Genomic DNA, 25,305 nt, shown 5'->3' with positions numbered 1-25,305 from the left:
TTTTGAATTCCATACTCATTTATATTTTTATTCTTAAAAACTTAAAATTCCATAGTTTAAATTTTAATAATAAAAAAACTTTTTTATTATTAAAATTAATTTTCATTATTGATGTTAATATATTTTTTTTATAACTATAATTTTTCCAAAAAATTAAAATTTTATTCTTTTACAGAAGACAACTATTTAATCTTAAATTATAATTTTTTATATATTTTTAAAATTATATTATTATACTTATCGAAATCTTAATTCACTTAAGGAGAAAAAATGCAAAAATTTCATTCTATGATAGTATTAAGCTTATTATTGATATTTTTTATCGGATGCTCTTCTAAAGAGCTTAATCCTCTGGGACGATCTTACGGTGATTTGCATGATAGCGATCCACTTAAAATAGGAAAAACACCTACAATACCAGCCAAACAAGAAACTCCTGCTTTAGTTGATGGTTCAGATTTGATACCAAAAGATGTTCCTTTAGAACCACCTGTAATAAAAACAAATACTTTTAAAGGTAATGATTTTGTTAAAGGACCTTCGCCTAGATTACAATCAAATGGAAAATTTAATGATGCATCTGTATATGAAAATAGAGGATATCCTAGTGATTTTGTAACCATAATGGGTCCATCAGGAGCTGCTTTAACTGTATGGGCTTTAAGACCGGGAAATTGGATATGGGGCTATACTTTATATTCAAGTATACCTTTTGGCGATGCAAATGTCTGGCAAATCATAGAATTTCCTCAAAACAAAGTTATGATTAAAAACGTTAAGACGCTTACATGTCTCAATGCTTATGGCGAAGGGGTTGTCCATTACCCTTGTGATCAAAGCAATTTTGCTCAATTTTGGATATTATTTCCTATGAGTAATGGTGCTTATCAAATTTATAATTACGCAACTCAAAAATGCATTCAAACACCTATAAATGATGTAATGAAAGAATTTGATTTTAGTTATTATAAAATATTTCTTACTGATTGTTTAAAATCAGGAGAAAAAAATTTAGATAGACAGTGGTATATAGCACCGCCTACTTATGCTACTCATAGTCCCTATAGATAAATTTTGGAGTTAATTATGAAAAAAATATTATTAATCATTTTAAGTATAAATTTAAGCTTTGCTTCTTTAGAAGATTATAATGTTGGAACATGGAATTTACAAGGTTCTTCAGCATCAACAGAAAGTAAATGGAATATTAGTATTAGACAACTTGTTACGGGAAGCAATCCTATGGATGTCTTAGCTATTCAAGAAGCAGGTGTTTTACCATCCACTGCAGTAATGACACAAAGACAAGTTCAACCTGTTGGGGTGGGTATTCCTATCCATGAATACGAATGGAATCTAGGAACCTTATCTCGTCCTAATTCAGTTTTTATATATTATTCAAGAGTTGATGTAGGAGCAAATAGAGTTAATATGGCAATAGTAAGCAGAAGACAGGCAGATGAAGTAATTGTATTACCTCCTCCAACCGTTGCTTCAAGACCTATCATAGGAATCCGTATTGGCAATGATGTATTTTTCAACGCACATGCTTTAGCAAGAGGAGGAAATGATGCAGGTGCTATAGTTACTGCTGTTGATATGCATTTTAGAAACATGCCTCAAATTAATTGGATGATCTTGGGAGATTTTAATAGAAATCCAGGCTCATTAGCATCTTTATTAGATCGAGGATTAAGGGATCGTATATATTTTGTTTCTCCTGCTTCTTATACTCAAGCAAGTGGTGGTGTTCTTGATTACGCTATTACAGGAATTTCTGATACAACCAGAAGATATACTCCCCCAGCTATACTAGCCATACTAGCCGCTGCTGGACTTAGAACATTTTTAGCTTCAGATCATTTTCCTGTGAATTTTAGAAAATTTTTTTAATATAAGGTGTTGTTATGAAAAAAATTGTTATTTTAATATTAGTTTTATTAAGCTTATCTAAATCTATCGAAGAACCTGGCGATTTATCTGATTTTACACCAATGTTTGCTATTAGATCCTTACAGACAGGAATTAGTTTAAGCCCTTTTAGAGAGACTTCGGAAGATTTAAAAGACCAAAATTGGATCTTAAGAGAAATTATACTTAGCGATGAATTAAAACAAAAAGATGAATTAGGAGAATTGTTACACTTTGGTTATGTGCAATTTGTAAATCCAAACGATGATGATATTTGTTTGGCAATACTAGAAAGTGGTTTTTTTGGAGGGAAATCATGCAAACAAGATTTAAAAGATGGAAAGTTAGAAACTATATTTTCTATTATGCCAACAACTAGCTCAGCAGTTCAAATAAGATCTTTAGTTGAAGGTGGAAGAGAATGTATGAAAATATTTTACAACCCAAATGTTCCAATAGAAAAACGTTTTGGTATACAACCATGTACTTTAGATCCAGCTTTATTTTTAGATTTAAACGAATTAATGTTTTTTACCCCAGCTATTATAGAAGCAACCCCTATTTATTAATTACTTGCAAGCAAGCTAAAATAATAAGCTTGTGAGTAATTAAAATATTTAATAAATCGATGCAAAAAATACTACTGGAGAAAATAATAAACCTTCATATACACTTTTAGCGTGTATTTTTCCACAACTTCTTTTAATTAAGCCAAAATAAGATAAAATATTTAAAATATTTATAAGGAAATTTTTTTGAAAACCTTTTTAGTTTGCGCCTTAGAACCTTCAGCAAATTTGCATTTAAAAGAAGTGTTAAAAGCTTATAAAAAAGACTTTGGTAAATTTGAAATTCATGGGATTTATGATGAGAGCTTATGTAAAGAATTTGATCTAAATTCTAGGCCGCTTTATAGCTCACATGAATTTAGCGCCATGGGTTTCATAGAAGTTTTGCCTTTGATTTTTAAAGGAAAAAAAGCTGTAAAAGAACTTGTAAATTTAAGTTTTACTCAAAAAATGGATGGGATTTTATGTATAGATTCTCCTGCCTTTAACTTACCTTTTGCAAAGGCTTTAAAAAAAGCAGGTAGTAAAATTCCACGCATTTATTATATTTTACCTCAAGTTTGGGCGTGGAAAAAAGGTCGCATACCTATCATAGAAAGTCATTTTGATATTTTAGCTTCTATTTTGCCCTTTGATAATCAGTTTTTTAACAAAAGCACTTATGTAGGCCATCCGCTTTTAGATGAGATAAAAGAATTTAAAAATAAAGAAGATATTAATCATACACTTTCAAAAAAAGATGATGAAAAAACTATAGCCTTTTTACCAGGTTCAAGGCGTAGTGAAATTAGGCGTTTGATGCCTATTTTTAAAGAACTTTCTCAAAAATTTAAGGGTGAAAAAATTCTTTGTGTTCCCCCATTTAATCTTGAAAAATTAGAAATTTATGGTGATATTAGTGAATTTAAAATAGAAAGTAACACTCCAAAAGTGCTTAAAAAAGCTGATTTTGCCTTTATTTGTAGTGGAACGGCTACTTTAGAAGCAGCTTTAGTGGGAACTCCTTTTGTTCTTGCTTACAAGGCAAAGGCTATCGATATTTTTATCGCAAAACTTTTTGTAAAATTAAAACACATAGGACTTGCAAATATTTTTTGTGATTTCGCTGGAAAAGAAGCTTTAAATCCTGAATTTTTACAAGATAAAGTCAATGTTTTAAATTTATATGAAGCTTATAATAAATATGATTATAAGGCATTTTTTGCTAAAGTTGATTTTCTAAAAGAATATTTACAATTTGGAAGTGCTAAAAATTTAGCAAAAATCCTAAGTGAAATATAAAAGGATAAATTATGCAAAAAGAACCAATGAGTCAATTTGGCTATGATAAGTTAGCCGCAGAATTAAAAGATTTGAAAGATAATCAACGTCCCGCTGTTGTAATAGAAATCGATACAGCAAGAAGTCACGGGGATTTGAAAGAAAATGCAGAATACCATGCTGCAAGAGAAAAACAAGCTTTAATTGAAAGTCGTATAGCAGAGCTTAGTGACTTGCTAGCAAGAGCTCAAGTGATCGATCCTTCAAGCTATGAACATGATAGTGTGAAATTTGGCTCAAGTGTTGTGATCATGGATTTGGATACAGAAAAAGAAAGCAAATATACTCTAGTAGGAATTTGCGAAGGAGATTTAGATAAGGGCTATATTTCCATCGCATCTCCAATAGCAAAAGCTATGCTTGGGAAAAAAGAAGGAGATGATTTTAAAGTGCGTTTGCCAAAAGGTGAGAGCGAATTTGAAATCCTTTCTATAAATTATGAGCCTTTGAAATTTTAAGGATAAAAAATTTTACTACAAAATGGAGCGATTTTAATCGCAGATGCTCATGAAAATAAACAAAGAAGGGGGTTTTGGGAATTTTTACAAGCCTTAAAAAAAGGTAAAATTTCCACCTCTCAACTCATACTTATGGGTGATATTTTCGATTTGCTTATAGGCGAAATCTCTGCTACACATGAATTTGCTAAACCTTACATAGAACTTTTAGAAGAATTGGCCTTAAAGATTGAAATTATCTACTTAGAAGGCAATCATGATTTTAATCTTTCTTGTTTTTTTAAAAGGGTAAAAATTTTTAACTTACAAAAGCAACCCATAAAGCTCAATTTGCATACAAGTAAAGGTAATAATCTTGTTTTAAATAACGCTTTTATAAAATTAGCTCACGGAGATATTTTTTTACCACCTCTTTTACAATTTACTCTTAAAATATTAAGGAATCATTATTTACTTATATTTTTGAATTTTTTAAATATTATTACTCGTAATTTTATTTCAAATAAAATTCTTCAAAATCAAAACAAAAAAAACCTTTTTTATCAAATAAAAGATTTTGAAAATTTAGCGAAAAAAAGATATGAAAGATATGAAAATTTAGGATTTTGGGTATGTGAAGGACACTATCATCAAAATCATCAAATCAACAAAGAAAACATTAAATATCTTAACTTAGCTAGTTTTGCATATAAGAGAAGTTTTTTTGTAGTAGAATATCAGCAAGAAATCAAATTTCGAGAACAGAAATTGAGGGGTCAAAATGTTTGATGAAAATATCGTGAAAACGGGTTCAAATGAAATGGAGCTTGTCGATTTCCGTATCTTTAAGCAAGGACACGATAAAGTCTATGAAGGAATTTATGGTGTAAATGTTTCTAAGGTAAGGGAAATTATAAAAATCCCAAGCCTTACAGAACTTCCAGGTGTACCTGATTACATCGAAGGTATCTTTGATCTTCGTGGAGTGGTTATACCTGTAGTCAATCTTGCCAAATGGATGCAAATCACTGAGCCAGAAAGCGCTATGCTAAAACCTAGAGTTATTATCACTGAATTTAGCAATATTCTTATTGGTTTTATAGTTCACGAAGCAAAAAGAATTCGTAGAATAAACTGGAAGGATATAGAACCAGCAACTTTTTCTACAGGATCAGGTGCTTTAGATAAAGGTAAAATCACAGGTGTAACACGCATCGAAAATGATGAAGTGTTGCTAATTTTAGATCTTGAAAGTGTTGTTGAAGATTTAGGAATTTACGCTCCAAAAACAGATATAGATTTTGAAAAAATAGAAAAATTTACTGGAACGGCACTTATACTTGATGACAGCATGACTGCTAGAAAACGCGTCAAAGAAATGATGCAACAGATGGGCTTTCAAGTTGTTGAAGCTAAGGACGGCGTAGAGGGCATAAACAAATTAGAAGAATTAAGCCAAGTTTATGGTGAAAGTTTAAATGATACTTTAAAAATTATAGTAAGCGATGTCGAAATGCCACAAATGGATGGTTTCCACTTTGCTGCACGCATTAAAGAAGATCCAAGATTTAAAGATATTCCTATAGTCTTTAACTCGTCTTTATCAAATGAATTTATGAATGAGAAAGGTGTTCAAGAAGCTGGTGGAGAAGGCTATCTTGTCAAATTTAACGCTAGCGATTTCTTCAATGAAATTGCAAAGGTTATTAAAAAACATCAATCTCAAGAACAGGGGTAAAATATGGAAGATATGCAAGAAATACTTGAAGACTTTTTGGTTGAAGCTTTTGAGCTTGTTGAGCAAATCGACCATGATTTAGTAGAGCTTGAATCAAATCCAGAAGATTTAGAATTATTAAATAGAATTTTCCGTGTTGCACATACGGTTAAAGGATCATCAAGTTTCTTAAATTTTGATGTTTTAACAAAGTTAACTCACCACATGGAAGATGTTTTAAACAAAGCAAGACATGGCGAGTTAAAAATAACTCCAGATATCATGGATGTGGTTTTAGAGTCTATTGATAGAATGAAAACTTTGCTTAATTCCATTCGTGACAATGGCAACGATACTGCTATTGGTATGGATATAGAACCAATTTGCGCAAGATTAACAGCTATTTCAGAAGGAGAGTCTCCTGTTGCGGCAAAAGATTCAAATGAAAAATCTACTCTACAAGTAGAACCAGAAGTACCAAAACAAGAAATAGCAACTCCAGAACCTGAAGTAGATGTTAATCAATTAAGTGATTCTGAAGTTGAAGCTGAAATAGAAAGACTTTTAAAAGTTAGAAAAGCTGAAGATCAAGCTCGTCGTGCACAAAAGAAACAAACAACAAATGCAGCAAATAAACCGACTAACAATACAGCAAATAAACCTGCGGAAAGTGGAGAGAAAAAAGTTCCTGCTTCAGGTAGCAATGCTAGCAGTATGGATCAAACCATACGCGTGGAGGTAAAAAGATTAGATCACTTAATGAATCTAATTGGGGAGCTTGTTTTAGGTAAAAACCGTTTACTTAAAATTTACGATGATGTTGAAGAGCGTTATGAAGGAGAAAAATTCCTTGAAGAACTTAATCAGGTTGTAAGTCAATTAAGTATTATTACAACTGATGTTCAGCTTGCTGTAATGAAAACAAGAATGCAACCTATAGCAAAAGTTTTCAATAAATTCCCAAGAGTTGTTCGTGATTTGAGTCGTGAATTAGGAAAGCAAATAGAACTTGAAATTACAGGTGAAGAAACTGAACTTGATAAATCTATTGTAGAGGAAATTGGCGATCCTATCATGCATATGATTAGAAATTCATGTGACCATGGTGTTGAGGATCCAGCAACTCGTGCAGCGAATGGAAAACCTGAAAAAGGTATAGTTCAACTTAAAGCTTATAATGAAGGCAATCACATCGTTGTAGAAATTACAGATGATGGTAAAGGACTTGATCCAAATGGCTTAAAAGCAAAAGCTATAGAGAAAAATTTGATTACCGAAAGAGAAGCAGATCAAATGACAGACAAAGAAGCTTTTGCTTTGATTTTCAAACCTGGTTTTTCAACTGCGGCTAAAGTAACAAATGTTTCAGGTCGTGGTGTAGGAATGGATGTTGTTAAAACCAACATCGAAAAACTTAATGGGGTAATTGAAATTGATAGTGAGTTAGGTAAAGGAAGTTCATTTAAACTTAAAATTCCTCTTACCTTGGCAATCATTCAATCTTTACTTGTAGGAACTCAAGAGGAATTCTATGCAATTCCACTTGCAAGCGTTCTTGAAACAGTTAGAGTACCAATTGATGATATCTATACTATCGAAGGTAAAAATGTATTACGCTTAAGAGATGAAGTGCTTTCTCTTGTGAGACTTTCAGATGTATTTGGAGTTAAACAAGTCCTTGAAAGCGGTGATCAAACTTATGTCGTTGTTATAGGGGTAGCAGAAAGCAAGCTTGGTATTATAGTAGATACTCTTGTAGGACAAGAAGAAATAGTTATTAAATCTATGGGTGATTATTTACAAAATATCCAAGGTATAGCAGGAGCTACAATCCGTGGTGATGGTAGAGTGACATTAATCATCGATGTAGGTGCTATGATGGATATGGCCAAAGAAATTAAAGTTGATATTAAAGCGCAATTAGAATCAAGTGCGAAAAAACCTAAAGAACAACCAAGTGATTATAAAGTCTTAATTGTAGATGATTCTAAAATGGATAGAACTTTAATGCAAAAAGCTTTAGAACCACTAGGAGTTAGTTTAGTTGAAGCAACCAATGGTGTTGAAGCATTGAATATTATAAAATCTGGCGAACATGATATTGATGCAATGCTTATAGATATCGAAATGCCAAGAATGGATGGATACACCTTAGCTGGTGAAATTAGAAAGTATTCTAAATATCGTAACTTACCACTCATTGCAGTTACTTCAAGAACAAGTAAAACTGACCGCTTAAGAGGTGTTGAAGTGGGTATGACTGAATATATCACTAAACCTTATTCTCCAGAATACTTGGAAAATGTGGTTAGAAAAAATTTGAAACTAGGATAAGAATATGAGTAATGAAAAATTAGAGCAAATTTTGCAAAAACAGCAAACTCAGATGGCTGGTCCTGATGTCAATCAAAGAGAAGATGATATCATCCAACTTGTTGGCTTTGTAGTTGGAGATGAGGAATATGCGATTCCAATTCTTAATATACAAGAAATCATCAAACCTATAGAATATACTAGAGTTCCTAGTGTACCTGATTATGTTCTAGGGGTTTTTAATATGCGTGGTAATGTTATGCCACTTATTGATCTAGCTCAACGCTTTCATTTAGGAAGTTCTAAAATGACACCTCAAACAAGATATATTGTTTTAAGAGGTGAGACAAATGGAACTGGAGTTGGAGGAAATGCTGGTTTTGTTATAGATAGATTAACCGAAGCAATTAAAATTCACAGAAACAGAATCGATCCACCACCTGAAACTTTAGTTAAAGACAAAGGTATGATTTATGGCATAGGAAAAAGAGATGAAAATATCTTAACAATACTCAAAGTAGAAGCTTTACTTAAGCGCGAATTTTAATGATTAAACTTTGTGTTTTTGACTTTGACGCTACTTTAATGGATGGTGAAACCATCGATATTTTAGCTACAGCGCATGGCAAGGGTAATCAAACAAGCGAAATTACCCGCCATACCATGGCTGGAGAGCTTGATTTTTTCGAAAGTCTTCAAAAACGAGTAAGCCTTTTAAAAGGTATGTCTTATAAAAAAGTTTTAGAATTAGGTAGCACACTTCCACTAATGCATGGAGCACATGAACTTATCCAATATTTAAAATCTAAAAATATACAAATTGTTATTTTTAGCGGTGGTTTTCATGAAGGCATAGATCCTGCTATGCAAAAACTTGGAATTAACCTCGGTTTTGCAAATTATCTGCATCATAAAAATGACATTTTAACAGGGCTAGTTGGCGGGGAAATGATGTTTTCAAATTCAAAAGGCTTAATGCTACAACGATTAAAAAGCTTTTTAAATTTGAAAACAGATGAAGTGATGTGTGTTGGCGATGGGGCAAATGATTTGGCAATGTTTAATGACAGTGGATTAAAGATTGCATTTTGTGCTAAAGAAATTTTACGTTCCCAAGCTGATATTTGCATAGATATAAAAGACTTAAAAGAAATAATAAAGGTAATATAATGAAAAATTTTTCTCTTTGGTGTGATTTTATAGAAAATAGTTTTTTAGATAATGAATTTTTAAATTTATTATCACATGGAATTAATGGCGCCACTTCAAATCCTGCTATTTTTAAAAATGCTATTTTAAATTCTCCAATTTATAAAGATAAAATTCTTAAATTAAAAGGAAAAAAAACAAAAGATATTTATGAAGAATTAGCAATTTCTGATATTCAAAAAGCAGCTGATAAATTAGCTCCTCTTTTTTATCAAAAAAACGATGGATTTATAAGTATTGAAATAGATCCAAGACTTCATGATAACACGACTCTTAGTTTAGGCGAAGCTAAAAGACTTTATAGTGCTATTAGCAAAAAAAATGTAATGATTAAAATTCCAGCTACAAAAGCTTCTTATGAAGTAATGTATGAACTTATGAAAAATGGTATTAGCGTCAATGCTACCTTAATTTTTTCTCTTGAACAAAGTCAAAAATGTTTTGAAGCTTTAAATGCAGGTTTATTCGAATTTAGAAAAAACAATATAGCCTTAAAAGAACAAAATACTAGAACACCACAAGCTGTTATAAGTATTTTTGTAAGTCGTTTTGATAGACTTTTAAATCCTAAAGCCAAAGAGCAAAATCGTATTGGAATTTTAAATGCAAATTTAGCTTATAACAATATCTACTCAAAAAATGAACCTAATATTCGCGCCTTGTTTGCAAGCACTGGAGTTAAAGGAGATGATCTGCCAAAAGACTATTATATCAAAGAACTTCTTTTTGAGAATTCTGTTAATACTGCTCCTCTTGATGCAATAGAGGCATTTAAAGGAAAAATGGATTTTAAAAAACCTTTAATGAATTTTGAAATTTATACAGAACTTAATCAAATCATTTCTCAAAGCGAACGAGAAAAAGCTTGCAATGATTTATTAAGCGATGGCATAGAGCAATTTTGTATTGCTTTTGAAGATATTTTAAAAGCTCTTTAATTAACGTATTTTTATCATTTTATTCTTTGAAAGTTTTAATATTTTTGATGGGATATTTTCGAAAAATTTCTCATCAAGTATTATATCGGCAACACTTCTAGCCCATTCTTCATCAAATTCTTTTCCATGCTTGTTTGCCGAAGATGAATAAAAATAGCCATTTTTACTTAAAAAATTCGCATGTTTACACTCTTTCACAATACGAATGGCCTGATTATTTGGATAAATAAAAGTTGTTTTTTTAGAACGACGTACTAAATTTTTAAAAGATTTTGGAATTCTTGCTAAACTTTTTAACTCGCAAAATTTCGCAGAAGTGATTAAGCAAGGTTGATTTTTACCTCTACCTTTTAAAGCATTAATCTCTTCTAAATTTTTACTTAAAAATCCTACCGTAGTATCTGTTTGAGCTAAATAAATCATCAAGGAACTGGTAAGCCTAATTTTTGCAAAGGAATATACTCAAAATAATATTGACAACGTACGCTAATAATATAGTCTAGAACATCTTTATATTCAGGCTTCATAAACCAATCATTTAAAAGATAAATATATTCTACTTCGATATTTGCCCTAGAAAATAGTTTTTGATATTGCTTTTTCTTAAAATCACAAGTCTGCAGTTTCTCATCTACAGATCCATGCACACTTTGAAATTTACACTCAATAATATGCAAAGTATTGTTAATAATCACATAAATACTATCATCTGGCAAAAGTTTTTTAGAAATGCACTCTTTCCAATTAATTTTCAATTCTTCTAAAAATTCATAAAGCTTGTGTTTTTTAAAAATTCTTGCTACTTTTTTATTATTAAAAAAGACTTCTTGTTTTTCATTAAGAGTATAACCATTTTGTTGCGACAAAAAGGTTGCTAAATCCACTCTTCCCTCAAATACTAATCCAGTTTGAGTATTACTTCCGCCAATTCCACCTGTAATCATAAATAATCTCCTTGAAATAAATTATTTTTTTCCAATAATCGTAAATCATTAATTTTATTTTTAATAGTATTAAAATTATTTTCTAATTCTTTTTTTCTAGCTATTGATATTTCTATAAATTCACTTTCTTTCTCAAAACCTATAAATTTTCTATTTAATAAATTTGCTGCAATGCCTGTAGTTGAGCTTCCACTAAAAGGATCACAAATCAAACAATCTTCATTGCTTGCCATTAAAATAAGTCTAGCAAGCAAGGCTAAAGGTTTTTGTGTGGGATGTTTTCCATTTGTTTTTTCCCAAGGGGCAATAGCATTAAAAGCCCAAACATCACGCATTTGTTTATTCTTGTTTAAAAATCTTAAAATTTTATAATTAAAAATATGCTTATGTTTATGACTTTTTCTAGCCCAAATAATTTGTTCTGTCGAATGTGTAAGATAACGACAGCTAAAATTTGGCGGAGGATTTGTTTTTTGCCAAGTAATGATATTTAAAATTTTAAAATCAAGCTTTTGTAAAATTCTACCAAGTGAGAAAATATTATGGTAAGTCCCGCTAATTAAAATACTTCCAGTATCTTTAAGTGCTATTTTTGCATTAGATAGCCATTTTAAATTAAACTTATCTATTTTTTCAATATCATCACCCCTATCCCAGTTTCCTTTATTTACACTAACTATTTTACCATTTTGAATACTTAAACCATCGTTTGAAAGAAAATATGGTGGATCGGCAAAGATTAAATCAAATTGTTTTTCAAATTTAGGCAATAGTTTATTACAATCATTTTGATAAAGGATAAAATTTTTATCTTTGCTAGTGAAAATAAACTTTTCTTTTAAATTCACTTAAGATACTCCTGCAAGCTTTTTACTTCTAAATAACTTTCGTTTTGTATAGCTTTAATCGATTTTACACCTGCTAAAGCTGAGCGCAAATTTGTAAAATAAGGTATTTTAAAACGAATAATATTTTCACGAATTTTTTTTGTATCGCCTTTAAAACTGTGACTATCGCTTGTATTGATAACTAAGTGAATTTCCCCATTTTTCAATTTATCTTCAACATTGGGGCGTCCTTCTGAAATTTTATGCACAAGCTCACACTCAAAACCACTTTCTAAAATTTCCTTACAAGTTCCCCCAGTTGCCATAAGTTTAAAGCCAAGCTTTACATATTCTGCGGCGATTTTTTTGGTATATTTTTTATCCCTATCTTTTAAGGAGATAAATACCACGCCTTGCTCTGGAAGATGATTAAACGATGCGATTTGACTTTTTGCGTAAGAATTTGCAAAATCCTTGCTTATACCCATAACTTCACCCGTTGAACGCATTTCAGGACCTAATTCTAAATCACTTCCACTAAGTTTTGCAAATGGAAATACCGCTTCTTTTACACTCATATATTTTGGAGTTTTAGGGCGTAAAATTTTAGTATCAAAATTAACCACTTTGAAAGTATCATAAAATTTTAAAGCTTCTTTTAAATTTCCTTGCCACATCACACGCGTTGCTACTTTTGCCAAAGGGATACCCGTAGCTTTACTAACAAAAGGCACAGTACGACTAGCTCTAGGATTTACTTCTATCATATAAAGCTCATTATTATGTAAAGCAAATTGTATATTTAAAAGCCCTACAACTCCTAAATTTAAAGCAATATCTGCGGTTTTTTGTGCAATAAATTCTTGCATTTTTTCATCGATATTGCAAGGTGGTAAAGAACAAGCACTATCGCCTGAATGGATTCCTGCTTCTTCTATATGCTCCATAATTCCTGCCACATAAACATCTTTGCCATCACAAATCGCATCAACATCAATTTCTGTAGCATTGTCTAAAAACTGATCGATCAAAACAGGACTTTTATCACTCACATCTACAGCTTCTTGCATATAGAGTCTAAGTTCAGCCTCATCATTTACCACACGCATCGCACGCCCACCTAAAACATAACTTGGTCTTACAAGCACAGGATACCCTATATCACTAGCCTTAAGAACCGCTTCTTCTACACTTGTTGCGGTAGAATTTTTTGGCTGATTGATACCTAGTTTTGTAATAAATTCGGCAAATTTCTTTCTATCTTCTGCCATATCAATTACTCTTGCGCTAGTACCTATAATCTTAGCTCCAAAAGCACTCAAACGCTTAGCAAATTTCAAAGGAGTTTGTCCACCAAAATGCACAATCACTCCATCAGGTTTTTCACGCTCAATCACCGCTCTTAAATGTTCAAAATCAATAGGCTCGAAATACAAAATATCGCTTGTATCATAGTCAGTCGAAACGGTTTCAGGATTACAATTATACATAATGGTTTTAATACCCATATCTTTAAGCGCAAAAGAAGCATGTACGCAAGCATAGTCAAATTCTATGCCTTGTCCTATGCGGTTTGGCCCCCCACCTATAATCATCACTTTTTTTTCTTTTTTATCCTTAGCATCGTTTTTACTTTGAGTGAGTTCGCTTACATTAATACTTGAATAAAGATAAGGAGTTAAAGCTTCAAATTCACCCGCACAAGTATCCACTTCGCTAAATTCTGCAATGATTTTTTGCTTCATTCTTGCATAATAAATATCATTTTGGCTTAATTCTAAATTATCTTTCAAATTCACAAGCAAGGCTATCATTTTGTCTGAAAAACCCATAGTTTTTGCTTTTCTCAAAAGAACTTTATTGTTTAAAATATCCATATCAATTTGCTCTTCAAAATCTACAATTTCTTTAATCTGTGTTAAAAACCAAGGATCTATTTTACAAAGCTCATAAAGTTCTTCTACGCCAAAACCTTCCCTAAAAGCTTGAGCAACATAAAGTAAACGCTTTTCATTGGCATTGCGAATTTTAAAAACAAGATCATTTCTATCTTCAAATTTTACTCTATCAAAACCACTCAAAGAACGCTCAAGAGAACAAAGTGCTTTTTGTATACTTTCTTTAAAAGTGCGTCCTATAGCCATTACCTCACCCACACTTTTCATAGCTGTACCTAAAGTTGTATTTGCTCCTGGAAATTTTTCAAAAGTAAAGCGAGGAATTTTTGTTACAATGTAATCAATCACAGGCTCGAAAGATGCAGGAGTTCCCGTAATGTCATTTTTAATCTCATCTAAACTAAAGCCTATTGCCAAAAGTGTCGCAACCTTTGCTATAGGATAACCCGTTGCCTTAGAAGCTAAAGCACTTGATCTTGAAACTCTTGGATTCATTTCTATAACTATCATTCTTCCATTTTTTGGGTTGATAGCAAATTGTACATTACTTCCACCTGTATCTACGCCAATTTCACGCAAAATAGCAAAAGAAGCATTACGCATAACTTGATATTCTTTATCCGTCAAAGTTAATGCTGGAGCTATTGTAATACTATCTCCTGTATGAACTCCCATAGGATCGATATTTTCTATACTACAAACTATGATACAATTATCCGCTCTATCGCGTATAACTTCCATTTCATATTCTTTCCAACCTAACAAACTTTCTTCAATCAAAATTTCATGGATAGGCGATAAAGCTAAAGCAGTATTAGCGAGTTCTTTAAATTCGTCCATATTATAAACCACACCACTTCCAGCACCTCCTAAAGTATAAGAAGCACGGATCATCAAAGGAAAGCCGATTTCATCTACGGCTTTTAAAGCTTCATCATAATTATACGCATACATCGATTTTGGCAAATCCATACCGATTTTTTTCATACATTCTTTAAAGACCTGACGATCTTCGCCCTTTTTAATCGACTCAGGATTTGCGCCTAAAAATTTTACATCTCCTAAAAGTCCGCTTTCATAAACTTCCATAGCAACATTTAACGCTACTTGTCCGCCCATAGTTGGCAAAATTGCATCAATTTTTTCTTTTTTAATAATACTTAAAATACTTTCTTTTGTTATGGGTTCTATATAAGTTGCATCTGCAAATTCAGGATCTGTCATGATAGTTGCAGGATTTGAGTTGATTAATACTACACGATATCCTAACTCTTTTAAAGTCTTTGCGGCTTGAGTTCCAGAATAATCAAATTCACAAGCTTGTCCTATCACAATAGGACCACTTCCTATAAGTAAAATACTTTTAATATCTGTTCGTTTTGGCATAAATTTTCCTAAGAGCATGAATTTGAGCTGATTATAACAAAAATTAGTTTTATAAACTTTGAAATTATCGATATAATTTTAAAAAATAAACACCCTGCTTTTAATCTAGGAAATAATACATAAAGAAATTTAAGATTTTTTATAAAATTCTCATTCGATTATAAAAATTTATTTGATAATTTAACAAAATTTTTAGCATTAAACAAAGTTATAATAATTAGTAAAAATATAGAAAATTTTTAAAAAGTCTAACCCTTGACTTATAAATTATCTACTACATATAAATAAGCAGGAATACTGATTTTAACATAAGGCTTTACTTCTACACTTTGATACATATCTTCATCATCAACTCTATTCACAATCCCAACAGGGACATCCGAAAAGAAAATATTATCAAGTCCACTTGTTAAGATTTCATCTCCGACATTAATTTTCGCCCACTTTGGAATAAATTTAACCACAACCTTGCCATTTTCGCCTTGAATTAAACCTGGAGCTTTGGATTTTCCTATATAAACAGAAAAAACACACTGATCATCACCTTGCAGAAGAGCCATTGTTCTGCCATCTTTATTAATAGCTATACCTGCAGTATATCCTTGATATATTAAACCGCGATTTTTACCAACGGGAATTTTGCTCCAATCTAGCCATAATTTTTTATAATCATTCAATTGAACATAAGAAATAACTCTAGTTAAAGAAACTTGAGGTAAATATTTTGTAGAATTTTGATCCTCTAAAATACGATTTAATTGATTTGCAAAGCTAGTTACCTTTACAGCAATGTCTTCTAATTCTTTATTTCTAGCTTTTAATTGCTGAATTTGATTTGCTTGATTAAAATGTTCTGAAATTTTTTCTCCCAAATAATCTTTAATATTATAAAAATTACCTATAACAAAGTCATTAACACGGAGAACATTTTGTTTGATAAGTCCTCCATAATAAAAAGATATAAAAACCAAAAAGGCTAAGACAAGAACATAAAAAATCTTATTCTTCATTGGTTAATTGTTGTAATAATGAAATTTCCTCTAAAGCTTTACCCGTTCCTTTTGCTACAGCTAAAAGCGGTTCATCTGCGATATAAACTGGCAAACGCACAATTTCACTTAAGTATTTATCAAGACCACGAATCAATGCTCCGCCACCTGTTAAAACTACACCATTTTCTACTATATCACTTGCTAAATCAGGCGGCATCATTTCAAGAACCATTTTTAAAGCATCAGCAATTTCTTTTAAATACTCACGCATTGCTTCTCTTACATCTTCACTTGTAAGTTCAATACGACTTAAAAGTCCACTTACCTGATCACGTCCTTTTACCACCATAGAAAGTTCTTTTGGAAGTTGTATTGCTGAACCTATAGTGATTTTGATCTCTTCGCCTGTTCTTTCACCTATGATAAGATTGTATTTTTCTTTTACATAATTAACTATACTCATATCAAGCTTATCTCCAGCTGTACGAATAGACTTTGAAATCACAAGTCCACCCAAAGAAATCACTCCAATCTCAGTAGTTCCACCCCCTATATCTACTACCAAATTTCCTTTAGGCTCTTGTATAGGCAAACTTGCACCAATAGCCGCTGCCATAGGCTCTTCAATCAAAAATACCTCTCTTGCACCTGCGCTTAAAGCACTTTCTCTTACCGCTTTTCTTTCAACTTGAGTTAAACCATAAGGAACAGAAATGATAATTCTAGGGCGTAAAAAACTTTTTCTACGGTGTGTTTTTTCTATGAAATAGCGGATCATTTTTTCAGTCATATCAAAATCTGCAATCACGCCATCTTTCATAGGACGAATAGCTTCGATATTGCCTGGAGTTTTTCCCACCATATCTTTAGCTTCTTTACCTACGGCTAAAATTTTTGCTTTGGAACCATACCTTTCTCTTTCAACTGCCACAACAGAAGGCTCATTTATCACTATACCCTTATCTTTTATCAAAACTAGCGTATTAGCTGTTCCTAAATCAATCCCCATATCACTAGAAAAAAATCCTATAAGTTGATCTAATATCATTTCTATCCTTTTAACTTATTTTTCTTTTTATTAATAATGCTTTTGCATTGTCTTTAACAACTTCTTTAGTTATTACAATATCATAATTTTTATACTCTGGTAACTCAAACATTAAATCTACCATCATTTCTTCTATAATACTTCTAAGTCCCCTAGCCCCTGTTTTTCTCTCCAATGCAAGTTGTGCGATAGCTCTTAGAGCATCTTCTTCAAATTTTAAATTTACCCCATCAATAGCAAAAAGCTTTTGATATTGTTTAATAATGGCATTTTTAGGTTCAGTTAAAATTCTTACCATATCCTCTTCATTAAGCTCATTTAAAGATGCAATCACATGCAAACGACCTATAAGCTCAGGAATCAAACCAAAATGCACCAAATCATCAGGTTCAATTTTCTCAAGTAAAGCTTTATTTTCTTCTTTTGCATCATCAAAAAAGCCCACAACTTTATCGCCAAGTTTTCTTTTTAAGATAGTTTCCAAACCATCAAAAGCTCCACCACAAACAAATAAAATATTTGAAGTGTCAATTTGTATAAACTCTTGATTTGGATGTTTTCTTCCCCCTTTTGGTGGAATATTTACCAAACTTCCTTCGATAATCTTAAGTAAAGCTTGTTGCACACCCTCTCCACTTACATCACGAGTAATAGAACGATTTTCACTCATTCTAGCAATTTTATCAATCTCATCAATAAAAACTATACCTTTTTGAGCTCTTTGCACATCTCCATCTGCAGCTTGTAAAAGACGTGTTAAAATATTTTCCACATCCTCACCTACATATCCTGCTTCAGTTAAAGAAGTTGCATCACAAATTGCTATAGGTACATCTAAAAATTTAGCTAAAGTTTGCGCCAATAAAGTTTTTCCACTTCCTGTTGGCCCAACAAGTAAAATATTTGACTTAAAAAGCTCTGTATCATCATCTTGAAGTTCAGCTTTAAAAAGTCTTTTATAATGATTGTATACTCCAACACTAAAAACTTTTTTAGCTCTATCTTGTCCTATGACATAACGATCTAAATAAGCTTTTAATTCTTTTGGAGTGATATCTTTAAATTCTGTATTATGACTTTGTTTAGGTTCTTTAAATTCTTTTTCTTCTCCATAAATAATACTATAAGCACCTTCAACGCAATATTCACAAATAAAAGCATCATCATTTTCATTTGCTAAAATTCTTCTTTGTGGATTCTCCACTTCATTGCAAAAACTACATTTTCTAGGCATTATTTTTACCCCTATAAAAAGGAATTCCGCGCTTTGTTTCTAATATAAAATGGCACATTTTTTTAACATTTTCACTTTCTTGATTTTCAAGTAAATTTTTAGCATTTTCTTTTAAATCTCCTTGTCTAAATAAAGTTTTAAAAGCTCTGCTAAGTCTATCTACTTCATCTTTATCAAAACGACGACGAATACCTACTAAATTTAAACTTCTAATACTTGCACGATTTCCTTCTGCTAAACAAAACGGTACTATATCCTGAGAAAGTGCACTTGCTCCTGCTATCATACAACCCTCACCTACTTTGACAAATTGATGAATAGGTGTAAGCCCGCCTACAACCGTAAAATCTCCAAGCTCTACATGTCCTGCTAAAGTTGCATTATTAGCTAAAATAATATTATTACCTAAAAGACAATCATGAGCAATATGACAATAAGCCATAATAAAAGCATTATCGCCTATACGAGTAAAACCATCTCCTTTAGCTGTACCTGAATTTATCGTTGCAAATTCTCTAATAGTTGCATTTTTTCCTATAACAACACCGCTTTTTTGCTCTTCTTTATAAGATATGTCCTGAGGAATATCGCCTACTATAGCATAAGAAAATACACGAGAATGATCACCTATAGTTGTATCTGAAAGAATTCGAGCACCTTGTTTGATGACAACATCATTACCTATTTTAGCATCTTTGCTTACATAAGCATAAGCTTCTATTACAACATCATCACCAAGTTGTGCACCCTCTTCAATCACCGCACTTGGATGAATTTTTTTCATTATTTATCCACTATCATAGCTTTAAGCTCAGCCTCTGCAACTAAATTTCCATCTACAAAAGCTTGCCCTTTAAAAATCCACATATTACCACGATTTTTAACCACGCTCATTTCATAATCAAGCCTATCTCCAGGACGCACAGGATTTCTAAATTTTGCTCCATCTATACCTGTGAAATAAACTACTTTACTTTTTGGATCCACTTTATCTTCCATACTTTCAAAAGCTAAAACTCCACCTGTTTGAGCCATACCTTCTAAAATCAAAACTCCAGGATAGATAGGATGTCCTGGAAAATGTCCCATAAAAACATGGTCACTTATACTGATGTTTTTATATCCTCGCACCACTTCTTTGACTTTTAATTCTGTAATTTTATCTACTAGTAAAAAAGGATAACGGTGTGGTAAGATTTCTTGAATTTGCATTACATCTATCATTATTAAATTAACCTTGAAAACAATTAAAAATTTTATTATATAAAAAAATCATTAAAAATTATATTAACAAAAAAAGTTTTTCTTAATAAATTTCTTAAATTTTTATAAGCACCTCTTGATTATCATGATAAATTGCACTTTTTGCTATCACTTCATATCTTGAAGGTAAAATATTTTCAAGGATGATAATAGGGCTAAGATTATAAGTTCCAAACAATTTATTACGCCATTTAATTTCTGCTTGCACACTCAAAGGTCTTTTTAAAAAATCTTCAAAATTTTTCCATTTGTTTTTAAAAAATGCATTAAAACGCCAAAATTCAACAAAAACCATTTCATCTTTAGTGCTTCTATAAAAGCCTTCTTTTAAATTTTGTTTTAAATTTTCCTCATCCAAAGAAAATCTTGTATAAGCGTTTTTAAAATGCGAATAAAATAAAATATGAGATTTAACAGGCTTTTTATCTAATTTTATTAAAGCACTTAAAAGACGATAATTTAAAAATTTCTCTCTTAAAATTTCAAATTTTATACCCTTTTTTTCCCATAAAACTATTTTTTTATAAAGAGCTATTCTTGCTTCTATACTTGCAGGTAAAATTTGCTTATTTACAGGAGACATTAACTCATCAATGAAATTCTTATCTTGTTTTTGTTTTTTAAGCCCATAAATACAACCACAATAGTTTTGATGATAAAGCATTTCTTTTTTTGCTAAAGCAAACTGCCTTTGAGTGCCGCCATTTTTACGAAAATCAGGGGCTAAAAACTCTACTCCATAAGGCTCACATTCTTTTTGTAAAGCATTTTTTAACTGTTCTAAATCTTTTTTAGGGCTGGTTAAAAGCGTAGTAGTAAGCTTTTTTTCTCCTATTTTAGCAGCAAATTTAACACTAGTTCCCATTCTTACATCAAAACAAATTTCACACCTTGCACCTTTTTCAGGCTCATTTTCATAACCACGCACAGCATTAAGCCATTTTTCATACTCATACTCGCCCTTATATAACTTAATACCAAGTTTATCACAAGATCTTTTTACATCTAAAAATCTTAGTTCGTATTCGCTTAAAGGATGGATATTTGGATCATAAAAATACCCTATGATTTTTTCATCAGGATAAGTCTTTCTAAGTTCTTCAACAAAATAATGACTATCCACACTACAACAAATATGCACTAACATTAAAGACTTTCAAGTACTTTTAAAGCATGATCTTTTACACGAACATTACTATAAATTTGAGCAATCTTACCTGTTTCATCGATAACAAAAGTAGATCGAATAAGACCTTCGTATTCTTTTCCGTAATTTTTCTTAAGCCCCCAAGCTCCATAAGCTTTAGCAACTTCTTTTTCGCTATCACTAAGTAAAATATGCTTTAAACCAAATTTAGAGATAAATTTTTCATGACTTGCCACGCTATCAGGACTGATACCGATAATCACTGCATTTTTATCACCAAATTTATCATAATTTAAACTAAAATCACAAGCTTCTGTAGTGCAACCTGGAGTATTATCTTTTGGATAAAAATACAAAATTACCTTTTTACCAATAAAATCTTTTAATGCTATTTTTACCCCATCTTGATTTAAGAGCTCAAACTGAGGCGCTTTATCTCCTATATTTAAACTCATTTATTTGCCTTTGCTTTGATAGCTTCTACACTTTCTCCACCAAAACCTATGTCATAATTTTCTACATCTTCTAAAACCACCACAACTCTTTCTTTACTTTTATTATATTTCGTGCTTAAAAGTTTGGTAATATCAGCTATAAGCTCCGCTTTTTGTTCCTTGCTTAAAGACGGCTTTGCTAATTTAATATTTACTAATGGCATATTTCTCCTTTTTAATGATAATTTTTTATAATTATTTCAAAAAATACCTAATATTTTTTTTAACAAAAAACCTTAATTTAATAAAAGCTTATTGTTAGTATATTTTTGATAAAATCCCGATTTATTCTTAAAATAATATTTTTTAAGAAATAAACAACTATAAAAGGTAAAAAATGATCTCAGCAGATAAAATTTGGATGGATGGAAAATTAGTTGATTTTAAAGATGCAACTTTACACTTTTTAACCCATTCTTTACATTATGGCAATGCTGTTTTTGAAGGAACTAGAGCCTATAAAACAGATAAAGGCTTAGCAATTTTCAGACTTGAAGATCACACCAAAAGACTTTTAGAGTCTGCAAAAATTACTCTTTTAAATTGTCCTTTTTCTCAAAAAGAGCTTGAAAATGCACAAATTGAACTCTTAAAAGCAAACAATTTTAAAAGCAATGTCTATATCCGCCCTTTGATTTTCTTAGGCGATGGAGTTATGGGACTTTATCATATAAAAGCTCCTGTAAGAGTTGGGATTGCAGCTTGGGAATGGGGCGCTTACCTTGGAGAAGAAGGCTTAGAAAAAGGCATAAAAGTAAAAATTTCGTCTTTTGCAAGAAATAGTGTTAAATCATGCATGGGAAAAGCTAAAGCAAGCGCGAATTACCTTAACTCTCAAATTGCAAAATTTGAAGCTATTGAAGCAGGTTATGAAGAAGCTTTAATGCTTGATGAACAAGGTTTTATCGCAGAAGGAACAGGAGAATGTTTCTTTATTGTAAAAGATGGGGTTTTAATCACACCTCCAAATGATTTTTCTTTAAAAAGCATTACTCAAGATACAGTGCTTAAAATCGCTCATGATCTTGGTGTCACTGTGCTTCGCCAAAGAATTTCAAGAGATGAAGTTTATACTGCTGATGAAGCATTTTTTACCGGAACAGCCGCTGAAATCACACCTATTAACAATATTGATGCAAGAATAATAGGAAATGGTTTAAGAGGATCTGTAACTAAAAAACTTCAAGATGCTTATTTTGATGTAGTTTATGGACGCAATCAAAAATACGCATCTATGCTAACTTATATTTAAAAAAGGAAATAAATGCCAGCTGATTTGAATGATTATTTCAATAAAAAAAATGGAAATTCTAATAATAACGGAAACAACCGTCAAAATTTCAATTTCAAAGCACCAGAATTTAATTTTAAAGGTTTTGGAAAATTCTCTCCGCTTATTTATGGGGTGATTATTATTATCTTATTTTTAATCGTTGCAAAACCTTTTATGGTAATAAATTCTGGAGAAATGGGGATTAAATCAACAACAGGTAAATATGACCCAAATCCATTAGAACCAGGACTTCACTTTTTCTTACCTTTTGTACAAAAAATAACCATAATCGATACTAGAGTAAGACAAATCAACTATGCTTCTATAGAGGGAAGTAATGAAAATTTATCTTCAGGTTCAGGTGTTATTAATAAAAATAGTATTTCTGTGCTTGACTCTCGTGGATTGCCTGTATCTATTGATGTTACAGTGCAATACCGTTTAAATCCTTTGCAAGTTCCTCAAACCATAGCTACTTGGAGCTTAAATTGGGAAAATAAAATTATCGATCCAGTTGTTCGTGATGTAGTGCGAAGTGTTGTAGGAAAATATACAGCCGAGGAACTTCCTACTAATCGTAATACAATAGCCGCTCAAATAGAAGAAGGCATAAGAAAAACTATAGAAGCTCAACCAAATGAACCTGTAGAACTTCGTGCTGTACAACTTAGAGAAATTATTTTACCTTCAAAAGTAAAAGAGCAAATCGAACGCGTACAAATTGCAAAACAAGAAGCTGAAAGAACTAAGTATGAAGTAGAAAGAGCTAATCAAGAAGCCTTAAAAAAAGCCGCCTTAGCTGAAGGGGAAGCAAACGCAACCATAATCAGTGCTAAAGGTAAAGCTATGGCTGTTAAAATAGAAGCAGATGCACAAGCTTATTCTAATAAAGAAATCGCAAACAGCTTAAACACTCCTTTACTAAATTTAAAGCAAATTGAAACTCAAAAAGAATTTAATGAAGCTTTAAAAGTCAATCAAGATGCTAAAATTTTCTTAACTCCAGGTGGAGCAGTACCAAACATTTGGGTTGATACCAAAGATGCTAAAAAGCAAAGTTCTGCCAACATGAACTAAAAGGATATGCAAGTGGAAAAACTAAGAGAAATCGTGCTTTTTTACACTACTCATTTATATTTAGTGGATTATATGCTGATTTTATTAGTTTTTTTTCTCTTCACTTGTGTTTTACTTCTTTGTGTATTTTTACGCCATAGACCTATAGTAGCACTTTTTATTATTGCATTTGATATTATTATTTGTTTTTTAATTTATATCTATGGGTATAAACTAATAGACAATGAAGTAAGAACTCGAAAAACCGCTATTACAGATCAAAAAATAATACAAAGCTCAAATGATTTAATTGTTGATTTTAACATTACAAATAATTCAAAAAATAATTTTAAAGAATGTAAAATTACAGCTAAAATTTTTGCGGATAAAATACCTAATGATAATATCATAGAAGAATATAAAAAGAAATTTATCCCTTTTAGACAAAAAAGTAGAGAAATTAAAGATCTAAAGAAAAATGCAACCCAATTTCAAAGAATTGCCTTTGAAAATTTTAACTATGAAAATAACTATACCATACGCTTAGTTTCGGAGTGTTTTTAATGCATTTTACAATTTTTCATATTATAGCTTTTATCATTTTACTTATTTGCTTTGCCTTGATTTGTATTTTAATCTTTCTAAAAGTTAAACAGAAAGAAATGGCTTTGATTTCTTATACCATAGCTACTATTTTTACCGCACTTTTAATATATTCTATTTTTCTAACAATCAATCAATTCACCACTCAAGCCGATCTTAGCAAACTAACCTATACAAGAGATCTAAGACATGAAAGTGTTATCGTGAGCGGAAAGGTTCAAAATCTTACTAAATTTGAAATCAGAAAATGCTATTTGATACTTAGCATATTAAACCAAAAAAAAGTAGGGGGAGAAATTTTCAATGATAAAAATATTCGCAATGCCAAAATGCAAAATACAAGTGTTTCTTACACTATAGAAATTATAGACAAACTTCCAGGTAATACTTATAAAGAATTTAGAGCCAGTGTTCCTTTTCCTCCAAGTTTTGATAACCCTGAATTTTATCACACTCTAAAATGTATTTGATTTAGAAAATACTTAATATTGACAATTAGAATTTGCCTATATCACATTTCATTAAATCTTAAAGAATTAAACATATATTATTTTATATAGATAACTAGCTTTTTAGCTAGTTATCTAAGGTTAAAACCTCTTCTTCTTAACATCTTCTAAGATGTTATTAGCTATATCACTTACTGTACTAGAAATAATAGCTGATTCATTAGCAATTTCAACATTATCTTTAGTAGTTTGATCAATTTGTGCTACGCTATCATTG

Annotated in this window: 27 protein-coding genes and 1 pseudogene; 15 read left to right on the top strand and 13 right to left on the bottom strand. The window is 31.2% G+C overall.

From position 1 onward, the window contains the following. Positions 1-270 precede the first annotated feature (270 nt). From AJN60_RS02675 to AJN60_RS02625, 11 genes are all read left to right on the top strand, one after another. Complete coding sequence (locus AJN60_RS02675) at positions 271-1,071, top strand: RICIN domain-containing protein (protein ID WP_044779554.1); 801 nt, start codon at positions 271-273, stop codon at positions 1,069-1,071. 15 nt (positions 1,072-1,086) lie between these two features. Continuing rightward, positions 1,087-1,893 carry a cytolethal distending toxin subunit B family protein gene (locus AJN60_RS02670; protein WP_070285825.1) on the top strand — a complete coding sequence of 269 codons (807 nt, stop codon included), beginning with the start codon at positions 1,087-1,089 and terminating at the stop codon, positions 1,891-1,893. 14 nt (positions 1,894-1,907) lie between these two features. Further along, positions 1,908-2,480, top strand: coding sequence for a cytochrome c oxidase subunit IV (locus AJN60_RS02665; protein ID WP_044779556.1), 573 nt, complete (start codon positions 1,908-1,910; stop codon positions 2,478-2,480). A gap of 186 nt (positions 2,481-2,666) precedes the next feature. Next, positions 2,667-3,761 carry a lipid-A-disaccharide synthase gene (gene lpxB, locus AJN60_RS02660; protein ID WP_070239956.1) on the top strand — a complete coding sequence of 365 codons (1,095 nt, stop codon included), beginning with the start codon at positions 2,667-2,669 and terminating at the stop codon, positions 3,759-3,761. An 11-nt stretch (positions 3,762-3,772) separates the two neighbouring features. Further along, the gene (gene greA / locus AJN60_RS02655; RefSeq protein WP_002851733.1) at positions 3,773-4,258 is read left to right on the top strand and encodes a transcription elongation factor GreA; all 486 of its coding nucleotides are present in this window, start codon (positions 3,773-3,775) and stop codon (positions 4,256-4,258) included. A gap of 9 nt (positions 4,259-4,267) precedes the next feature. Beyond that, on the top strand, positions 4,268-5,026 hold the full coding sequence (locus AJN60_RS02650) for a UDP-2,3-diacylglucosamine diphosphatase (RefSeq protein ID WP_323470666.1): 759 nt from the start codon (positions 4,268-4,270) through the stop codon (positions 5,024-5,026). Beyond that, positions 5,019-5,975 carry a chemotaxis protein gene (locus AJN60_RS02645; RefSeq protein ID WP_044793905.1) on the top strand — a complete coding sequence of 319 codons (957 nt, stop codon included), beginning with the start codon at positions 5,019-5,021 and terminating at the stop codon, positions 5,973-5,975. Before AJN60_RS02650 ends, AJN60_RS02645 begins: the two co-directional genes overlap by 8 nt. A gap of 3 nt (positions 5,976-5,978) precedes the next feature. Then, positions 5,979-8,288 carry a hybrid sensor histidine kinase/response regulator gene (locus AJN60_RS02640; protein WP_070239954.1) on the top strand — a complete coding sequence of 770 codons (2,310 nt, stop codon included), beginning with the start codon at positions 5,979-5,981 and terminating at the stop codon, positions 8,286-8,288. A 4-nt stretch (positions 8,289-8,292) separates the two neighbouring features. Next, a complete protein-coding gene (locus AJN60_RS02635) occupies positions 8,293-8,814 on the top strand; it encodes a chemotaxis protein CheW (RefSeq protein WP_044779559.1) in 522 nt (173 codons plus the stop codon). Further along, positions 8,814-9,437, top strand: a complete 624-nt coding sequence (serB, locus tag AJN60_RS02630) for a phosphoserine phosphatase SerB (RefSeq protein WP_070285824.1) — start codon at positions 8,814-8,816, stop codon at positions 9,435-9,437. Before AJN60_RS02635 ends, serB begins: the two co-directional genes overlap by 1 nt. Further along, positions 9,437-10,414, top strand: a complete 978-nt coding sequence (locus AJN60_RS02625) for a transaldolase (RefSeq protein WP_070261200.1) — start codon at positions 9,437-9,439, stop codon at positions 10,412-10,414. The genes serB and AJN60_RS02625 overlap by 1 nt, the downstream gene beginning before the upstream one ends. Here AJN60_RS02625 and AJN60_RS02620 read toward each other — a convergent pair whose 3' ends face one another. The 12 genes from AJN60_RS02620 to AJN60_RS02565 all read right to left on the bottom strand — a co-directional run bounded on the left by AJN60_RS02620 (position 10,415) and on the right by AJN60_RS02565 (position 21,811). Further along, on the bottom strand, positions 10,415-10,837 hold the full coding sequence (locus tag AJN60_RS02620) for a hypothetical protein (RefSeq protein ID WP_002861062.1): 423 nt from the start codon (positions 10,835-10,837) through the stop codon (positions 10,415-10,417). Continuing rightward, complete coding sequence (locus AJN60_RS02615; RefSeq protein ID WP_070285823.1) at positions 10,837-11,358, bottom strand: PD-(D/E)XK nuclease superfamily protein; 522 nt, start codon at positions 11,356-11,358, stop codon at positions 10,837-10,839. The genes AJN60_RS02620 and AJN60_RS02615 overlap by 1 nt, the downstream gene beginning before the upstream one ends. After that, positions 11,355-12,206, bottom strand: coding sequence for a DNA-methyltransferase (locus AJN60_RS02610; protein WP_070285822.1), 852 nt, complete (start codon positions 12,204-12,206; stop codon positions 11,355-11,357). The genes AJN60_RS02615 and AJN60_RS02610 overlap by 4 nt, the downstream gene beginning before the upstream one ends. After that, positions 12,203-15,469 carry a carbamoyl-phosphate synthase large subunit gene (gene carB, locus AJN60_RS02605; RefSeq protein ID WP_070285821.1) on the bottom strand — a complete coding sequence of 1,089 codons (3,267 nt, stop codon included), beginning with the start codon at positions 15,467-15,469 and terminating at the stop codon, positions 12,203-12,205. Before carB ends, AJN60_RS02610 begins: the two co-directional genes overlap by 4 nt. Positions 15,470-15,729: 260 nt before the next feature. Beyond that, a complete protein-coding gene (mreC, locus tag AJN60_RS02600; protein ID WP_070261202.1) occupies positions 15,730-16,479 on the bottom strand; it encodes a rod shape-determining protein MreC in 750 nt (249 codons plus the stop codon). Then, the gene (locus AJN60_RS02595; protein WP_002861059.1) at positions 16,469-17,509 is read right to left on the bottom strand and encodes a rod shape-determining protein; all 1,041 of its coding nucleotides are present in this window, start codon (positions 17,507-17,509) and stop codon (positions 16,469-16,471) included. The genes mreC and AJN60_RS02595 overlap by 11 nt, the downstream gene beginning before the upstream one ends. Positions 17,510-17,519: 10 nt before the next feature. Next, on the bottom strand, positions 17,520-18,743 hold the full coding sequence (clpX, locus tag AJN60_RS02590; protein ID WP_002860329.1) for an ATP-dependent Clp protease ATP-binding subunit ClpX: 1,224 nt from the start codon (positions 18,741-18,743) through the stop codon (positions 17,520-17,522). After that, positions 18,736-19,527, bottom strand: coding sequence for an acyl-ACP--UDP-N-acetylglucosamine O-acyltransferase (gene lpxA / locus AJN60_RS02585; RefSeq protein ID WP_002870854.1), 792 nt, complete (start codon positions 19,525-19,527; stop codon positions 18,736-18,738). The genes clpX and lpxA overlap by 8 nt, the downstream gene beginning before the upstream one ends. Next, positions 19,527-19,967 carry a 3-hydroxyacyl-ACP dehydratase FabZ gene (fabZ, locus tag AJN60_RS02580; protein WP_002851782.1) on the bottom strand — a complete coding sequence of 147 codons (441 nt, stop codon included), beginning with the start codon at positions 19,965-19,967 and terminating at the stop codon, positions 19,527-19,529. The genes lpxA and fabZ overlap by 1 nt, the downstream gene beginning before the upstream one ends. 94 nt (positions 19,968-20,061) lie before the next feature. After that, entirely contained in the window at positions 20,062-21,153 is a 1,092-nt protein-coding gene (locus tag AJN60_RS02575; protein ID WP_070285820.1) for an epoxyqueuosine reductase QueH, read from the bottom strand. Further along, complete coding sequence (gene bcp / locus AJN60_RS02570) at positions 21,153-21,608, bottom strand: thioredoxin-dependent thiol peroxidase (RefSeq protein WP_053872509.1); 456 nt, start codon at positions 21,606-21,608, stop codon at positions 21,153-21,155. Before bcp ends, AJN60_RS02575 begins: the two co-directional genes overlap by 1 nt. Continuing rightward, complete coding sequence (locus AJN60_RS02565) at positions 21,605-21,811, bottom strand: 4-oxalocrotonate tautomerase family protein (RefSeq protein WP_052782100.1); 207 nt, start codon at positions 21,809-21,811, stop codon at positions 21,605-21,607. Before AJN60_RS02565 ends, bcp begins: the two co-directional genes overlap by 4 nt. Positions 21,812-21,984: 173 nt before the next feature. On the opposite strand from AJN60_RS02565, the gene ilvE reads away from it, so the two are divergent. From ilvE to AJN60_RS02545, 4 genes are read left to right on the top strand one after another with little or no spacing between them, the layout of a single operon-like run. Next, positions 21,985-22,899, top strand: coding sequence for a branched-chain-amino-acid transaminase (gene ilvE / locus AJN60_RS02560; RefSeq protein ID WP_070285819.1), 915 nt, complete (start codon positions 21,985-21,987; stop codon positions 22,897-22,899). Positions 22,900-22,911: 12 nt separating this feature from the next. After that, positions 22,912-23,997 (top strand): prohibitin family protein, encoded by a 1,086-nt coding sequence (locus tag AJN60_RS02555; protein WP_044780358.1) that lies wholly within the window; start codon positions 22,912-22,914, stop codon positions 23,995-23,997. A gap of 12 nt (positions 23,998-24,009) precedes the next feature. Beyond that, positions 24,010-24,540, top strand: a complete 531-nt coding sequence (locus tag AJN60_RS02550; RefSeq protein WP_070285818.1) for a DUF2393 domain-containing protein — start codon at positions 24,010-24,012, stop codon at positions 24,538-24,540. Further along, the gene (locus tag AJN60_RS02545) at positions 24,540-25,049 is read left to right on the top strand and encodes a DUF2393 family protein (protein WP_002861050.1); all 510 of its coding nucleotides are present in this window, start codon (positions 24,540-24,542) and stop codon (positions 25,047-25,049) included. Before AJN60_RS02550 ends, AJN60_RS02545 begins: the two co-directional genes overlap by 1 nt. Positions 25,050-25,169: 120 nt before the next feature. On the opposite strand, the pseudogene AJN60_RS09305 reads toward AJN60_RS02545, so the two are convergent. Further along, positions 25,170-25,305, bottom strand: a pseudogene (locus tag AJN60_RS09305) (methyl-accepting chemotaxis protein); the annotation flags it as partial.

It is taken from the genome of Campylobacter sp. BCW_4323 (assembly GCF_001763115.1).
Taxonomy (GTDB): domain Bacteria; phylum Campylobacterota; class Campylobacteria; order Campylobacterales; family Campylobacteraceae; genus Campylobacter_D; species Campylobacter_D jejuni.
Note: the sequence above shows the minus strand (reverse complement) of the source record. Positions and strands in the feature narration are given on the sequence as shown.

What these genes read in the sequence shown, in the direction of transcription:
- AJN60_RS02675 (WP_044779554.1), top strand. Translation starts at nt 271, where the DNA reads ATGCAAAAATTTCATTCTATGATAGTATTAAGCTTATTATTGATATTT.
- AJN60_RS02670 (WP_070285825.1), top strand. Translation starts at nt 1,087, where the DNA reads ATGAAAAAAATATTATTAATCATTTTAAGTATAAATTTAAGCTTTGCT.
- AJN60_RS02665 (WP_044779556.1), top strand. Translation starts at nt 1,908, where the DNA reads ATGAAAAAAATTGTTATTTTAATATTAGTTTTATTAAGCTTATCTAAA.
- greA (WP_002851733.1), top strand. Translation starts at nt 3,773, where the DNA reads ATGCAAAAAGAACCAATGAGTCAATTTGGCTATGATAAGTTAGCCGCA.
- AJN60_RS02645 (WP_044793905.1), top strand. Translation starts at nt 5,019, where the DNA reads ATGTTTGATGAAAATATCGTGAAAACGGGTTCAAATGAAATGGAGCTT.
- AJN60_RS02640 (WP_070239954.1), top strand. Translation starts at nt 5,979, where the DNA reads ATGGAAGATATGCAAGAAATACTTGAAGACTTTTTGGTTGAAGCTTTT.
- AJN60_RS02635 (WP_044779559.1), top strand. Translation starts at nt 8,293, where the DNA reads ATGAGTAATGAAAAATTAGAGCAAATTTTGCAAAAACAGCAAACTCAG.
- serB (WP_070285824.1), top strand. Translation starts at nt 8,814, where the DNA reads ATGATTAAACTTTGTGTTTTTGACTTTGACGCTACTTTAATGGATGGT.
- AJN60_RS02625 (WP_070261200.1), top strand. Translation starts at nt 9,437, where the DNA reads ATGAAAAATTTTTCTCTTTGGTGTGATTTTATAGAAAATAGTTTTTTA.
- AJN60_RS02620 (WP_002861062.1), bottom strand. Translation starts at nt 10,837, where the DNA reads ATGATTTATTTAGCTCAAACAGATACTACGGTAGGATTTTTAAGTAAA.
- AJN60_RS02615 (WP_070285823.1), bottom strand. Translation starts at nt 11,358, where the DNA reads ATGATTACAGGTGGAATTGGCGGAAGTAATACTCAAACTGGATTAGTA.
- carB (WP_070285821.1), bottom strand. Translation starts at nt 15,469, where the DNA reads ATGCCAAAACGAACAGATATTAAAAGTATTTTACTTATAGGAAGTGGT.
- mreC (WP_070261202.1), bottom strand. Translation starts at nt 16,479, where the DNA reads ATGAAGAATAAGATTTTTTATGTTCTTGTCTTAGCCTTTTTGGTTTTT.
- AJN60_RS02595 (WP_002861059.1), bottom strand. Translation starts at nt 17,509, where the DNA reads ATGATATTAGATCAACTTATAGGATTTTTTTCTAGTGATATGGGGATT.
- clpX (WP_002860329.1), bottom strand. Translation starts at nt 18,743, where the DNA reads ATGCCTAGAAAATGTAGTTTTTGCAATGAAGTGGAGAATCCACAAAGA.
- lpxA (WP_002870854.1), bottom strand. Translation starts at nt 19,527, where the DNA reads ATGAAAAAAATTCATCCAAGTGCGGTGATTGAAGAGGGTGCACAACTT.
- fabZ (WP_002851782.1), bottom strand. Translation starts at nt 19,967, where the DNA reads ATGATAGATGTAATGCAAATTCAAGAAATCTTACCACACCGTTATCCT.
- AJN60_RS02575 (WP_070285820.1), bottom strand. Translation starts at nt 21,153, where the DNA reads ATGTTAGTGCATATTTGTTGTAGTGTGGATAGTCATTATTTTGTTGAA.
- bcp (WP_053872509.1), bottom strand. Translation starts at nt 21,608, where the DNA reads ATGAGTTTAAATATAGGAGATAAAGCGCCTCAGTTTGAGCTCTTAAAT.
- AJN60_RS02565 (WP_052782100.1), bottom strand. Translation starts at nt 21,811, where the DNA reads ATGCCATTAGTAAATATTAAATTAGCAAAGCCGTCTTTAAGCAAGGAA.
- ilvE (WP_070285819.1), top strand. Translation starts at nt 21,985, where the DNA reads ATGATCTCAGCAGATAAAATTTGGATGGATGGAAAATTAGTTGATTTT.
- AJN60_RS02555 (WP_044780358.1), top strand. Translation starts at nt 22,912, where the DNA reads ATGCCAGCTGATTTGAATGATTATTTCAATAAAAAAAATGGAAATTCT.
- AJN60_RS02545 (WP_002861050.1), top strand. Translation starts at nt 24,540, where the DNA reads ATGCATTTTACAATTTTTCATATTATAGCTTTTATCATTTTACTTATT.